The 13747-nt window shown below is 60.9% G+C and carries 13 protein-coding genes; 2 read left to right on the forward strand and 11 right to left on the reverse strand.

The window, feature by feature from the left end:
• From pabC to ACS5Q8_RS21800, 8 genes are all read right to left on the reverse strand, one after another.
• The gene (gene pabC, locus ACS5Q8_RS21765) at positions 1–816 is read right to left on the reverse strand and encodes an aminodeoxychorismate lyase (protein WP_247408289.1); all 816 of its coding nucleotides are present in this window, start codon (positions 814–816) and stop codon (positions 1–3) included.
• Positions 816–2060, reverse strand: coding sequence for a beta-ketoacyl-ACP synthase II (fabF, locus tag ACS5Q8_RS21770; protein ID WP_276194398.1), 1245 nt, complete (start codon positions 2058–2060; stop codon positions 816–818). Before fabF ends, pabC begins: the two co-directional genes overlap by 1 nt.
• Positions 2061–2185: 125 nt before the next feature.
• Positions 2186–2422: an acyl carrier protein gene (acpP, locus tag ACS5Q8_RS21775; protein ID WP_003442511.1), complete on the reverse strand. Its 237-nt coding sequence runs from the start codon at positions 2420–2422 to the stop codon at positions 2186–2188.
• A gap of 192 nt (positions 2423–2614) precedes the next feature.
• A complete protein-coding gene (gene fabG / locus ACS5Q8_RS21780) occupies positions 2615–3358 on the reverse strand; it encodes a 3-oxoacyl-ACP reductase FabG (RefSeq protein WP_276194401.1) in 744 nt (247 codons plus the stop codon).
• Between the two features lie 24 nt (positions 3359–3382).
• Positions 3383–4321, reverse strand: coding sequence for an ACP S-malonyltransferase (gene fabD, locus ACS5Q8_RS21785; RefSeq protein WP_276194402.1), 939 nt, complete (start codon positions 4319–4321; stop codon positions 3383–3385).
• A gap of 126 nt (positions 4322–4447) precedes the next feature.
• Positions 4448–5458, reverse strand: a complete 1011-nt coding sequence (gene plsX, locus ACS5Q8_RS21790) for a phosphate acyltransferase PlsX (protein ID WP_276194403.1) — start codon at positions 5456–5458, stop codon at positions 4448–4450.
• Between the two features lie 4 nt (positions 5459–5462).
• Positions 5463–5645 carry a 50S ribosomal protein L32 gene (gene rpmF, locus ACS5Q8_RS21795; RefSeq protein ID WP_008152339.1) on the reverse strand — a complete coding sequence of 61 codons (183 nt, stop codon included), beginning with the start codon at positions 5643–5645 and terminating at the stop codon, positions 5463–5465.
• Between the two features lie 13 nt (positions 5646–5658).
• Positions 5659–6189, reverse strand: a complete 531-nt coding sequence (locus ACS5Q8_RS21800) for a YceD family protein (RefSeq protein WP_465159397.1) — start codon at positions 6187–6189, stop codon at positions 5659–5661.
• Positions 6190–6294: 105 nt separating this feature from the next.
• Between ACS5Q8_RS21800 and ACS5Q8_RS21805 the strand changes: the two genes are divergently transcribed.
• Positions 6295–6873, forward strand: a complete 579-nt coding sequence (locus ACS5Q8_RS21805; protein ID WP_443698092.1) for a Maf family protein — start codon at positions 6295–6297, stop codon at positions 6871–6873.
• A gap of 130 nt (positions 6874–7003) precedes the next feature.
• Here ACS5Q8_RS21805 and ACS5Q8_RS21810 read toward each other — a convergent pair whose 3' ends face one another.
• Genes ACS5Q8_RS21810 through rluC form a run of 3 tightly spaced genes read right to left on the reverse strand, consistent with a single transcriptional unit; the run spans position 7004 to position 9617 of the window.
• Positions 7004–7987: a S49 family peptidase gene (locus ACS5Q8_RS21810; protein ID WP_276194406.1), complete on the reverse strand. Its 984-nt coding sequence runs from the start codon at positions 7985–7987 to the stop codon at positions 7004–7006.
• Positions 7988–8008: 21 nt separating this feature from the next.
• A complete protein-coding gene (locus ACS5Q8_RS21815) occupies positions 8009–8671 on the reverse strand; it encodes an HAD-IA family hydrolase (protein WP_276194408.1) in 663 nt (220 codons plus the stop codon).
• Positions 8658–9617, reverse strand: coding sequence for a 23S rRNA pseudouridine(955/2504/2580) synthase RluC (gene rluC, locus ACS5Q8_RS21820; RefSeq protein ID WP_276194410.1), 960 nt, complete (start codon positions 9615–9617; stop codon positions 8658–8660). The genes ACS5Q8_RS21815 and rluC overlap by 14 nt, the downstream gene beginning before the upstream one ends.
• 768 nt (positions 9618–10385) lie before the next feature.
• Here rluC and rne point away from each other — a divergent pair.
• Complete coding sequence (gene rne, locus ACS5Q8_RS21825; protein WP_465159398.1) at positions 10386–13604, forward strand: ribonuclease E; 3219 nt, start codon at positions 10386–10388, stop codon at positions 13602–13604.
• Positions 13605–13747 lie beyond the last annotated feature (143 nt).

Below are 13747 nucleotides of genomic sequence, written 5' to 3' on the forward strand. Positions count from 1 at the left end.
TCAAATATCCAATAGCGTGCGAACAATGCCCTGCAGTTTACGGGTGAGCGGCCCAACCGGCCAGCTCATCGCAGCGCAGTCGCGCACCGGCCAAATGCCATAAACGCTGTTGCAGACAAAAACCTCGTCGGCCGACTGCAACTGCTCAAGGCTGATATCGGCCACGACCACCGGGGTGCCGAGCGCCTGCGCCTGGGCCAGGATCTCGGCACGCATGACCCCGGCCACGCCGCAACGATTCAGATCGGCGGTCAGCAACACGCCGTTGCGCACCAGGAACAGGTTGCTGAACACGCCTTCGATGACGCGCCCGGACATATCCAGCATCAAACCTTCGGCATGCTCGGCATCTTGCCACTCGGCGCGAGCGATCACTTGTTCGAGGCGATTGAGATGTTTAAGACCGGCCAGCAGCGGCTGCTCGGACAAACGGGTGACGCACGGAAACAGGCGGATACCGTCGGCGCCATGAGCCTGGGAATAAGCAGCAGGCGGACTGCCCTGCAGGATACGGCGCACCGGGGCGCCGGGGTTGATGCCATAACCGCGCAGGCTGTCGCCACGGGTGAGGATCAACTTGAGTACGCCGTCGCCGAGGGCGGTGGCGTAAGCGAGCACTTCGCTGCGGACCAATGCGTGGTCCGCAACCAATGCCAACCGCCTGCAACCTTCAGCCAGGCGTTGCAGGTGGCGGTCGAGCAACACGGGTTGCCCGGCCTTGACGGCGATGGTTTCGAACAGGCCATCGCCATACGCCAGGCCGCGATCTTTCAGGGGCACGCTGTCCGCTGGCTGACCGTCGACCCAGCTATGCATTACTCAGCGAACCGGCGGAACACCAGGGAACCGTTGGTACCACCGAAACCGAACGAGTTGGACAACACCACGTCGATCGGCATTTTCTGCGCTTCGTGAGGCACGAAGTTCAGGTCGCAGCCTTCATCCGGCTCATCGAGGTTGATGGTCGGCGGAGCGACCTGATCCTTGATGGCCAGTACGCTGAAGATCGCTTCGACCGCGCCCGCCGCACCCAACAGGTGGCCGGTCATGGACTTGGTGGAGCTGACCGCCAGCTTGTAGGCGTGCTCGCCGAATACCGACTTGACCGCTTCGGCTTCCGCCAGGTCGCCGGTCGCCGTCGAAGTACCGTGGGCGTTGATGTACTGCACCCGGTCCGGGCTGATCTTCGCATCGCGCAGGGCGTTGGTAATGCAACGTGCGGCGCCGGCACCGTCGGACGGTGGCGAAGTCATGTGGTAGGCGTCGCCACTCATGCCAAAACCGATCAGCTCGGCGTAGATCGTCGCACCACGCGCCTTAGCGTGTTCCAGCTCTTCCAGCACCAGGGCACCGGCGCCGTCGGCCAGGACGAAACCGTCACGACCTTTGTCCCACGGACGGCTGGCGCGAGCGGGCTCGTCGTTGCGGGTCGACAGCGCACGTGACGCGCCGAAACCGCCCATGCCCAGGCCGCACGCCGCCATTTCGGCGCCACCGGCGATCATCACGTCCGCTTCGTCATAGGCAATGTTGCGCGCGGCCATGCCGATGCAATGAGTACCTGTGGTGCAAGCGGTAGCAATCGCGTAGTTAGGTCCCTGTGCGCCCAGATGGATGGACAGGAAACCGGAAATCATATTGATGATCGAACCCGGCACGAAGAACGGTGAAATTCGACGGGGGCCGGACTCGTGCAACGTGCGGCTGGTCTCTTCGATATTGGTCAAACCACCAATACCCGACCCCATGGCCACGCCGATGCGCTCACGGTTGGCGTCGGTGACTTCCAGGCCAGCGTCACGCACTGCCTGAAAACCCGCTGCCAGGCCGTATTGAATGAACAGGTCGAGTTTGCGGGACTCTTTGATCGAGAGGTATTCCTCGACATTGAACCCCTTTACCGAGCCGCCAAAACGGGTGGAATAGGCAGAAAGGTCCGTGTGTTCGATCAGACCGATACCACTGCGGCCAGCCAGAATGCCCTGCCAACTGCTCGACACATCCGTGCCCAGTGGCGACAACATACCCATACCGGTGACTACGACGCGTCTACGCGACACAGCACTCTCCTTTTTCTAATGACGACACTTTGCTTCAGAATCACTTTTCATCAGAGCTAAAGAAAAAACCGCACGCCTTTACAGCAGTGCGGTTTTCCCTGACAGCAAGCGACGACTACAAACTATTACGCCTGGTGGTTAGTAACGTAGTCGATTGCAGCTTGAACAGTAGTGATTTTTTCAGCTTCTTCGTCCGGGATTTCGGTCTCGAATTCCTCTTCCAGAGCCATCACCAGCTCAACGGTGTCAAGGGAGTCGGCACCCAGGTCTTCAACGAAGGAAGCAGTGTTGACCACTTCTTCTTCTTTAACGCCCAGTTGCTCGGCAACGATTTTCTTGACGCGCTCTTCGATGGTGCTCATACCTTGTTTTCACTCCTAATGGACAAATTCAGGCAGCTGGCCAGTGGGTAAGTGTATAGAAAGCCATTTCAGCTTTTCAACTGAAAGGTTCACCCAGTACCCGGTCGGCCACCCGCCTATAAATTAAGTTGCAGCTTTATAACGGATTTTAGACAGCTCGTATGACATTTTTTTGAAGCGATCCGTCACAATTTAACTCATGTACATCCCGCCGTTAACCGGGATTGTAGCCCCAGTCACGTATGCCGCACCGTCGGATGCCAGGAAAGTGACCACATTCGCGATCTCTTGAGCCTGGCCAAGACGGCCCAGCGGAATCTGCGTCAGCAAGGCTTCACGCTGTGCTTCCGGCAGTTCGCGGGTCATATCGGTGTCGATGAACCCTGGGGCCACCGAGTTGACCGTAATCGACCGCGAGCCGACTTCACGCGCCAATGCGCGGCTGAAACCTTCCAGACCGGCCTTCGCCGCGGCGTAGTTTACTTGGCCTGCGTTGCCCATGGCACCCACTACGGAGCCAATATTGATAATTCGGCCCCAACGCGCCTTGGTCATGCCGCGCAAAACGCCCTTGGACAGGCGAAACAGACTGTTCAGGTTGGTGTCGACCACGTCATGCCACTCGTCGTCTTTCATCCGCATCATCAGGTTATCGCGGGTGATACCGGCGTTATTCACCAGAATCGCAGGCGCGCCGAACTGTGCGCTGATCTCGGCCAGTACGGCAGCCACGGACTCATCGCTGGTCACATTCAGCTCAAGGCCGGTGCCTTGCACGCCGTTTTCCTTCAGGGTCGCGGCGATACGCTCGGCGCCCGCAGCGGAAGTGGCAGTGCCGATCACGATGGCGCCCTGACGGCCCAGCTCCAGGGCAATCGCCTGGCCAATGCCACGGCTTGCGCCGGTAACCAGTGCAACTTTACCTTGCAGACTCATGCAGGCTTCTCCTAAGTTTGGGGATCAGGCCAGTGCCGCGCGAGCGGCAGCGAAGGCATCCGGGGTATTGAGGTTGGCGGTCGACACGCCGTCGGCGCAGCGCTTGTTCAGGCCGGCCAGGACTTTGCCCGGGCCGCACTCGACCAGCTCGGTGGCGCCGTTGGCGGCCAGGGTCTGCACCGATTCAACCCAGCGCACCGGCTTGTAGAGCTGCTCCAGCAGGTCGCGCTTGAGGGTGTCGAGATCCGCTGCAACTGCCGCGCTGACGTTCTGCACCAGCGGGATCTGCGGCGCCTGCCAGTTGATGGCCGCGATGGACTCGGCAAAACGCTCGGCCGCCGGGCGCATCAGTTCGCAATGCGACGGCACACTCACCGGCAACGGCAAGGCACGCTTGGCGCCAAGGGCCTTGCAGCCTTCCATGGCGCGCTCAACGGCGGCCTTGGCACCGGCAATCACCACCTGGCCCGGAGAGTTGAAGTTCACCGCGCTGACCACTTCACCCTGGGCCGCTTCGGCACAGGCCTCGATCACCACAGCATCATCCAGGCCGAGAATGGCGGCCATACCGCCCTGCCCGGCCGGAACCGCTTCCTGCATCAACTGGCCACGACGTTCGACCAGCTTGACCGCTTCAGCGAGGGTCAGGCTGCCCGCAGCGACCAGGGCGCTGTATTCGCCCAGGCTGTGACCGGCCACGAACGCCGGACGCGCACCACCTTCCGCCAGCCACAAGCGCCACAGGGCGATCGAAGCGGTGAGGATGGCCGGCTGGGTTTTATCGGTTTGATTGAGTTGCTCTTCCGGCCCCTGCTGGGTCAGCGCCCACAGGTCGTAACCCAGGGCATCGGAAGCTTCCTTGAAGGTTTCCAGGATCAGCGGATAGTGCGCGCCCAGCTCGGCCAACATGCCGAGGGACTGCGAACCCTGCCCTGGAAAGACGAATGCGAGGGATGTAGACATGTAACAAGCCCCTAATGATCTGGTCGTCGGATATGGGCGCTCCTACGATGGGAGCGCACGAAACTGACAGATTGGATGGTCAATTGAACCGGCCGGTCACATTTAAGCATTTCCAGGCCGATTCGCCTAAGGCAACAGGTCCTCCAGGCGGCCGTGCAAGCGTTGCGGCAGGTTTTCCTGGATCTCGATCAAGGCCCGTGCAATCGCGCTCTGAAAGCCTTCCACCCCCGCTGAACCATGGCTTTTCACCACGATCCCCTGCAAGCCGAGAAAGCTCGCGCCATTATGCCGCGCCGGGGCCAGGTCCGCCTGCAGGCGGCGCATCAGCGGCAGCGCCAAGGCGCCGACCAGGCGTGTGGCCAGGTTGCGCTTGAACAAAGTCTCAATCCGCGAGGCAATCATGGTGGCCAGGCCTTCGCTGGATTTAAGCAGGATATTGCCGACAAATCCGTCACACACCACCACATCCGCCTCGCCGCGATACAAACCGTCACCTTCGACAAAGCCGATGTAGTTCAAACCCCGCGCACCTTGCAGCAAAGCGGCGGCGAGCTTGACCTGTTGGTTGCCCTTGATGTCTTCGGTGCCGATATTTAGCAAGGCCACCCGCGGACGGGCCACACCCAGCGCTTCGGCAGCCACCGAGCCCATCACAGCGAACTGGAACAGGTGCTCGGCGCTGCAATCGACATTCGCGCCCAGGTCCAGCAACTGGCAATAGCCTGCCTGCGTCGGTATCGCCGCGACCATCGCCGGTCGGTCGATCCCCGGCAAGGTCTTGAGCACATGCCGTGACAACGCCATCAGCGCGCCCGTATTGCCGGCGCTGACACAGGCTTGCACCTTGCCATCACGCAACAACTCAAGGGCGATCCGCATTGAAGAATCAGGCTTGCCACGCAAGGCGACCGCCGGCTTTTCATCCATGCCGATGGCTTCGCTGGCTGGCGTAATCGTCAGGCGCGCGCAATCCACCGCCGGATGGCTGGCAATCAGTTCTTCAAGAAGGGAAGGTTGACCGACGAGGGTCAGGTGCAGCGAGGGCGTGGCAGACAGGCTGGCAATGCAGGCCTGAACAATGCTGCGGGGACCGAAGTCCCCGCCCATTGCGTCAATCGCGATGACTTGAGCAGACAAGTGATTACTCGTCAGCGCCCTTGTCGATCACTTTACGGCCACGGTATACGCCTTCTGGCGATACGTGGTGACGCAGGTGAATTTCACCGGTGGTTTTTTCTACAGACAGAGTGCTCGCCGTCAGGGCGTCGTGCGAACGACGCATGTCACGGGCAGAGCGGGATTTTTTGTTCTGCTGAACAGCCATAATTGATTAACTCCTAAACGTTTGGGTCACGCTTTAACTGCGCCAATACACTGAACGGGTTGGACCGCGTTACCTCGTCCTCGCTCGGTTCGGTCTCGTCATCGAGGCCCGCCGGCTGCTGGCATTCTTCCGGATGATGAGCAGGCACAATGGGCAAGGCGAGCAAAAGCTCCTCCTCGATCAGTGCATGCAGATCCAAAGGATCTTCGCCCAGTTCCAGCACGTCATAACCTTTCGGCAACGACTGGGTATTCGCACCCTCCTTTACCACAGCATAACTGCACTCGCTGTGGATCGGCAGGGTGACCAGCTCAAGACAACGCTGGCAAACCATTTTGACCTCGGTGTCGATAAAGCTGTGAATAACCACAGATTTACGTTCATCTCGTTCAAAAACGAATTTAGCCTGCACCGTACCGACAGTGTCGGAAAGCGGGTCGCAGAGTCTCTTCAAATCGGCCAGCAGCAATTCACCTTGAAGGGAAGTGCCACGATCAGCCAATTTGCGCGGGTCAACGTGAGGTGGAATCGGGTCATTCAACATAGGCGCAGCATTATAGGGATGCACCCAGCCATGTCAAAGGAAATTCAGCCCTGGGCGTCAGCCGGTCGCCCCGCTAGAATCCCCAGCCGCCCCGAGGAGACGCCCATGCTGCCTTTATTACTCGCATCCAGCTCGATTTATCGCCGGGAATTGCTGGACCGCCTGCACCTGCCATTCATCTGCAGCTCGCCGGATATCGATGAAAGCCGCCGTGCAAATGAGTCAGCCGTCGAACTCGTCAAGCGCCTAGCCGAAGAGAAAGCCCGCGCCCTCGCCGCCAGTCATCCAGGCCATCTGATCATCGGCTCTGACCAGGTGGCCGCACTGGAAGGCCGGATCATCGGCAAGCCCCACACCTTCGAGAACGCTCGCGAGCAACTGCTGGCCGCCAGCGGCAAGCGTGTCAGCTTCCTCACCGGGCTGGCGCTGCTGAACAGCGAGACCGGGCACTGTCAGGTGGACTGCGTGCCGTTTACCGTCCACATGCGCATACTGGACGCGGAGCAGGTTGAACGCTACCTGCGGATCGAGCAGCCGTATGACTGCGCGGGCAGCTTCAAGGCCGAAGGGCTGGGTGTGAGCCTGTTTCAAAGCACCGAAGGCCCGGACGCGACCAGCCTTGTCGGCTTGCCGCTGATCCGCCTGGTGGACATGCTGCTGGCCGAAGGCATACAGATCCCTTAAAACCACCACAAAACCAATGTGGGAGGGGGCTTGCTCCCGATAGCAGTGGATCAGCCAGCTTATCTGTAGCTGACCCACCGCAATCGGGGGCAAGCCCCCTCCCACATTTATCTACACAGACCTTGAGATTTCAGCGCAGGGCCGGGCCCTGGAAGCCCATGTACAGGGCCAACTTCTCAGCCACGCTGGCGCCGAGCTTTTTGGAGAAACGGTCAAACGGCGATTCCTCAACGGTGAAGTCCACCAGTTCCTTCTCACCAATCACGTCCCGCGCCACCGAGCTGGCACTGCCCAGGCCATCGATCAAGCCCAGCGGCAAGGCCTGCTCCCCAGACCAAACCAGCCCAGAGAACAGTTCTGGATGATCTTTATCCTTCAGACGATCCCCACGCCCCTGCTTGACGCTGGCGATGAACTGGCGATGGGTGGTGTCGAGCACACTCTGCCAGAACTGGGTTTCATCGGCCTTTTGCGGCTGGAACGGGTCGAGAAACGACTTATGCTCGCCCGAGGTGTAGGTGCGACGCTCCACGCCCAGCTTCTCCATGGTGCCGACAAAGCCGTAACCGGCCGCCGTCACACCAATGGAACCGACCAGGCTGGCCTTGTCGGCGTAGATTTGGTCAGCAGCACTGGCGATGTAATACGCGCCCGAGGCGCCCAGGTCGGAAATCACCGCGTACAGCTTCGTCTGAGGGTGCAGCGCGCGCAGGCGGCGAATCTCGTCATACACGTAGCCCGACTGCACCGGACTGCCGCCTGGGCTGTTGATGCGCAGGATCACGCCCTTGACCTTGGGGTCTTCAAACGCGGTGCGCAGACTGCTGACGATATTGTCGGCACTGGCGGACTCCTTGTCGGCAATCACCCCGCGCACTTCGATCAGGGCGGTGTAGTTGGGGCCACGGGTCGCGCTTTTTTCCATGTCCATCAGCGGACTGAACAGCGCCAGCATGCCGAGCAGGTAAACAAAGGTCAGCAGCTTGAAGAAAATCCCCCAACGCCGCGAACGACGCTGCTCCTGCACGCTGGCCAGGAGGGTCTTCTCCAGCAGCTTCCAGCTCTTGTCATCACCGCTGTCGGCCTTTTCGGGCGCTTTCCACTCATCACTCATGCCATCTACCCCAGCAAAGACTTAGTGAGCCCGGCTGAGCCAGGCCTGCAATTCAGAAAAATGATCGATCGTCAGCCTGGGCTCGTATTGCTGCAACGCCTCGGCAGCCTGGGCGCCATAGCTGACCGCCACGCTGTCGATGCCAGCGTTGCGAGCCATCATCAGGTCGAAGGAAGCGTCGCCCACCATCAGCGCCTGGCGTGGCGACACGCCACAATGGGCGAGTATCTGCTCAAGCATCAGCGGATGGGGCTTGCTGGCGGTTTCATCCGCTGCGCGGGTGATGTCGAAATAGCCTTCCCAGCCGTGAGCCCTGAGCACCCGATCCAGGCCGCGACGGGCCTTGCCGGTGGCGACCGCCAGGTGATAACCCTCGGCACGGAATGCTTCCAGGGACTGCACCACACCGTCAAACAGCGGCGAAGGCTCGGCCTCCAGCGCGATGTAGTGATCGGCGTAATGCTCGCGGAACGCGACCAATTCATCGTCAGCGATTTCCGGGTACAAGGTGCGAATCGCCTCGGGCAACCCCAGACCGATAATGCCCTTGACTGCCAGGTCGCTGCACAGCTCATAGCCCGAACGGGTCGACGCCACGTGCATCGACTCGACAATCCGGCCAATGGAATCACACAGCGTGCCGTCCCAATCGAAAATCAGCAGCTTGTAGTCAAGGTGCGACACTCAAGCGCTCCACGGTCTTGGCCCACATGTCATCGACCGGCGCCTGCAACTTCAATTCGCCACCATCGGGCAGCGGCACGGTGAGCATGTAGGCGTGCAGGAACAGGCGCTTGCCGCCCAGGTCGCGAATCTCCTTGGAGAACGCCTCGTCGCCGTACTTGGTGTCGCCGGCAATGCAGTGGCCCGCATGCAGGGTGTGGACGCGAATCTGGTGAGTGCGCCCGGTGACTGGCTTGGCCTCGACCAAGGTGGCGAAGTCGCCGAAGCGGCGCAGCACCTTGAACAGGGTCAGGGCCTCTTTGCCCTCCTCGTCCACTTCGACCATGCGCTCGCCGGAGCGCAGGTTGCTCTTCTGCAACGGCGCGCGGACGCTCTTGATCGAGCTGGCCCAGTTGCCGCGCACCAGCGCCATGTAGCGCTTGTCCACGCCATCACCGCGCAGGGCGGCGTGCAGATGGCGCAACATGCTGCGTTTCTTGGCGATCATGAGCAGGCCGGAGGTGTCGCGATCAAGGCGGTGAACCAGTTCCAGTTCCTTGGCATCCGGACGCAACTGACGAAAGGCTTCGATCACACCGAAACTCAGGCCGCTGCCACCGTGAACCGCAATGCCACAGGGCTTGTTGATCACGATCAGCTTGCTGTCTTCAAAGACAATCGACGCCTCAAGGCGCTGCAGCAGGCCCTGGGCCAGTGGCACAGGCTCATCACGCTCCGGCACGCGCACCGGCGGCACGCGGATGATATCGCCCGCCTGCAGCTTGTACTCGGGCTTGATGCGGCCTTTGTTCACGCGCACTTCGCCTTTACGCAAAATGCGGTAGATCAAGGTCTTGGGCACGCCTTTGAGCCTGGCCAGGAGAAAATTGTCGATGCGTTGGCCGGCATATTCCGGCGAGACCTCGAGCAGCTGGACGCTGGGGGTCTGGGGGGCGGTAGTCGTCATGTCGGCGATGATAACAATTTTTTATGGAATTGAAGCACTTAATCATTACTGCTATAGTCGCGAACGCCGCCAAAAGCGGCCTGGACAGAGGACTTGCGGCAAACTGCCGGCCCTGACCATCGCAATTCATCAGGACGCGAGGCCGTCCTACGGGGCTTTCGTCACCGTGGAAAGCTCGAGATTGTAACAAGCGCAGGTGACATGAGGCCTGAAGCGAGTGCAGAAAGCAGAGTAAATACTCGCATTTTGCGCCGATATTTACGGCCAGTTCACAAAGTGCAGTCAGTCTTGGGACACACCATGGCGAATGCTTCGGAAACAAAGCCTGTTAAGAGCTGAGTGAGAGCGCAGTCGCCCACACTTGGTCTTGTTTAGCCATGAGCGTGTACTCCCCATTGGAGCACACGGTAAATGCCAACCCGCTGCGGATTCTGCGCGCGGCAGCACCCGAATTATCAGGGATACGTGTAGGGTGGAGATGCACAACCGTCGGACCGTGTAGCACTAGGCTTATATATAGACGCTTCATCTCGTCCACAGTCGCCGGTTGATTCCTCCTCCTGACCTTAGCTTTTGTTGAAGTGGTGCTTTTGTCACCACCGCTAACAAGCAGGACGCGTCCGTCGCGATACCAGCCCAATTGGCCGGTTATTGCTGGACACTGGAGTGGCCAACCACTCTTGACGCACCTGACACCGACCGTGAGAAGTCGTGTGTGCCGAACGCCGTTTCCGGCAGCCCGGAAACCGACGGTACAACATGAAAAGAATGCTGATTAACGCAACTCAACCCGAAGAGTTGCGTGTTGCGCTGGTAGATGGCCAACGCCTCTACGACCTGGACATCGAATCCGGTGCACGCGAGCAGAAGAAGGCCAACATCTATAAAGGCCGTATTACTCGCATCGAACCAAGCCTTGAGGCTGCCTTTGTCGATTTCGGCTCCGAGCGCCATGGCTTCCTGCCACTCAAAGAAATCTCCCGCGAATACTTCAAGAAAGCCCCCGAAGGCCGCGTGAACATCAAGGACGTCCTGAGCGAAGGCCAGGAAGTCATCGTTCAGGTAGAAAAAGAAGAACGTGGCAACAAGGGCGCCGCCCTGACCACCTTCATCAGCCTGGCCGGTCGTTACCTGGTGCTGATGCCGAACAACCCACGTGCCGGCGGCATTTCCCGTCGCATCGAAGGTGAAGAGCGCAACGAACTGCGTGAAGCGCTGAACGGCCTGGTCGCTCCAGCCGACATGGGCCTGATCGTGCGCACTGCCGGCCTGGGCCGCAGCAGCGAAGAAATGCAGTGGGACCTCGACTACCTGCTGCAACTGTGGACCGCTATCAAAGAAGCGTCCCTGGATCGTTCCGCGCCGTTCCTGATCTACCAGGAAAGCAACGTGATCATCCGCGCCATCCGCGATTATCTGCGCCAGGACATCGGCGAAGTGCTGATCGACAGCGTCGAAGCCCAGGACGAAGCCCTGACCTTCATCCGCCAGGTGATGCCGCAGTACGCCAGCAAGATCAAGCTGTACGAAGACAGCGTTCCGCTGTTCAACCGTTTCCAGATCGAAAGCCAGATCGAGACCGCCTTCCAGCGCGTGGTCGAACTGCCTTCCGGCGGCTCCATCGTGATCGACCCGACCGAAGCCCTGGTGTCCATCGACATCAACTCGGCGCGCGCCACGAAAGGTAGCGACATCGAAGAAACCGCCCTGCAGACCAACCTGGAAGCGGCTGAAGAAATCGCCCGCCAGTTGCGCCTGCGTGATATCGGCGGCCTGATCGTGATCGACTTCATCGACATGACCCCCGCCAAGAACCAGCGCGCCGTGGAAGAAAAAGTCCGCGAATGCCTGGAAGCAGACCGTGCCCGCGTGCAAGTCGGCCGCATCTCGCGCTTCGGCCTGTTGGAAATGTCCCGTCAGCGCCTGCGTCCGTCCCTGGGCGAGAGCAGCGGCATTGTTTGCCCGCGCTGCAACGGCACCGGCATCATTCGTGACGTTGAATCGCTGTCCCTGGCGATCCTGCGCCTGATCGAAGAAGAAGCCCTGAAAGACCGCACCGCCGAAGTCCGCGCGCAAGTGCCGATCCCGGTTGCCGCGTTCCTGCTCAACGAAAAACGCAACTCGATCACCAAGATCGAACTGCGTACCCGTGCCCGTATCGTCATCCTGCCGAACGATCATCTCGAAACGCCGCACTTCGAAGTGCAGCGCCTGCGTGATGACAGCCCGGAAGCCCACAGCGGCCAGTCCAGCTACGAAATCGCCGCTGCCGCTGCCGAAGTGGAAGAAGTCCAGCCAGCCGCCGCGACCCGCACCCTGGTTCGCCAGGAAGCTGCTGTGAAGACTGCTCCGGCGCGTGCCAACGCACCAGTTCCGGTTGAAGTCGCGGCCCCAGTTGCCGCCCCGGCCGCGCTGCCTGAGCCAAGCCTGTTCAAAGGCTTGGTGAAGTCGCTGGTCAGCCTGTTCGCCAGCAAGGAAGAACCTGCGGCACCGGTTGTGGTTGAAAAACCTGCCACCGAGCGCCCAGCGCGTAACGAAGAGCGTCGCAACGGTCGTCAGCAGAGCCGTAACCGCAACGGTCGCCGTGACGAAGAGCGCAAGCCGCGCGAAGAACGTGCCCCGCGTGAAGAGCGCGCACCCCGTGAAGAGCGTGCGCCTCGCGAAGCCCGCGAAGAGACCCCGGCCGTGGTAGCCCGTGAAGAACGTGCACCGCGTGAAGAGCGCGCACCGCGCCCACCCCGCGCCCCACGTGAAGATCGCAAGCCACGTGGCGAGCGCGAAGAACGTGTGCGTGAACTGCGCGAGCCGCTGGACGCCGCGCCTGCCGTTGCCGCCGCGACTGCTGCTGCTGCTGCCGCCACCCCAGAAGAACGCCCGGCTCGCCCGCCGCGTGAAGAGCGTGCGCCACGTGAAGAGCGCCAACCACGCGCACCGCGTGAAGAACGTCAACCACGCACCGAGCAGGCGGCTAGCGCCAGCGAAGAAGACGACGACGAAGTGCTGACCGGCGAAGAGCAACTGCTGGAAGACGGCCAGGACAACGCCGAAGGCGATCGTCCACGCCGCCGCTCCCGCGGTCAGCGTCGTCGCAGCAACCGTCGTGAGCGTCAACGTGATGCCAACGGCAACGTGATCGAAGGTTCGGAAGAAGCCGGCGAGAACGCAGAAGCCGCCAACAGCGAACCGACTGGCGCCGAACTGGCTGCCGGCCTGGCCGTTACCGCTGCCGTTGCCAGCTCGGTCATCAGCGCACCTGCTGAAGCCCAGGCTCACGAGCAGGCTGAACGCGCCACTGCCGCCGTCGAAGAAACCGTTGCGGTAGAGGCACCAGTCGCCGAGACCCCAGTGGTTGAAGCACCGGTCGTAGAAGCAACCACCCCGATCGAAGCCCCAGTGGTTGCGGAAGTGGAAGTTGCGCCGGTTCGCGAAGCCCAACCAGAAACCGAAGTAGTTGCTGCGGAGCCTGCCCCGGTGGTTGAGCCACAGCCAGTGGTTGAAGCCGTTGTAGAAGCACCGGTTGTCGAAGAAGCCGCCCCGGCCGTGCGTGAAGTTCGCGAAGAACAGACCGCCTTCCAGTGGACAGCCGAACCTGCCGCACCGGTTGAAGCGCCCGCCCCTGCCCCTGTGGTAGAAGCAGCGCCAACCCCGGTTGTCGAAGTGGTTGAAGCCGCTCCGGTAGCGGTTGCCGAGCCTGCGCCAGTGGTTGAAGCGCCCGTCGTTGCCGAAGCCGCCGCCCCGGTGGTTGAAGCCGCACCGGCCATTACCCTGACCGAAAACGGCCGTGCGCCGAACGACCCACGTGAAGTGCGCCGTCGCCGCAAGGAAGCCGAAGCTGCCGCCGCTGCTGCCGCTGCCGCACCGGCTGCCGCCGAAGTGGTCGAACACACTGCCCCAATCGTCGACGAGACCCCGAGTTCCGTTGAAGAAGTGGCAGAGCACCACCCAAAGGCCCTGGAAGAAGAGCACGAGCCTAAACCTCTCGTCTGATTCCATCCGCCACTAAAAAGCCCCGTCTGATCACTCAGGCGGGGCTTTTTTATGCCAATTGTCAAAACGCTGAAAAACCAATGTGGGAGGGGGCTTGCTCCCGATTGCGATGTATCAGTCACCAGATATGTTGGCTGGCCCAC

The organism is Pseudomonas sp. PAMC25584 (assembly GCF_058135675.1).

Excerpts from the sequence above, each read along its gene's own strand:
- pabC (WP_247408289.1), bottom strand. The coding sequence starts at position 816 with ATGCATAGCTGGGTCGACGGTCAGCCAGCGGACAGCGTGCCCCTGAAA.
- acpP (WP_003442511.1), bottom strand. The coding sequence starts at position 2,422 with ATGAGCACCATCGAAGAGCGCGTCAAGAAAATCGTTGCCGAGCAACTG.
- fabG (WP_276194401.1), bottom strand. The coding sequence starts at position 3,358 with ATGAGTCTGCAAGGTAAAGTTGCACTGGTTACCGGCGCAAGCCGTGGC.
- fabD (WP_276194402.1), bottom strand. The coding sequence starts at position 4,321 with ATGTCTACATCCCTCGCATTCGTCTTTCCAGGGCAGGGTTCGCAGTCC.
- rpmF (WP_008152339.1), bottom strand. The coding sequence starts at position 5,645 with ATGGCTGTTCAGCAGAACAAAAAATCCCGCTCTGCCCGTGACATGCGT.
- ACS5Q8_RS21800 (WP_465159397.1), bottom strand. The coding sequence starts at position 6,189 with ATGTTGAATGACCCGATTCCACCTCACGTTGACCCGCGCAAATTGGCT.
- ACS5Q8_RS21805 (WP_443698092.1), top strand. The coding sequence starts at position 6,295 with ATGCTGCCTTTATTACTCGCATCCAGCTCGATTTATCGCCGGGAATTG.
- ACS5Q8_RS21810 (WP_276194406.1), bottom strand. The coding sequence starts at position 7,987 with ATGAGTGATGAGTGGAAAGCGCCCGAAAAGGCCGACAGCGGTGATGAC.
- rluC (WP_276194410.1), bottom strand. The coding sequence starts at position 9,617 with ATGACGACTACCGCCCCCCAGACCCCCAGCGTCCAGCTGCTCGAGGTC.
- rne (WP_465159398.1), top strand. The coding sequence starts at position 10,386 with ATGCTGATTAACGCAACTCAACCCGAAGAGTTGCGTGTTGCGCTGGTA.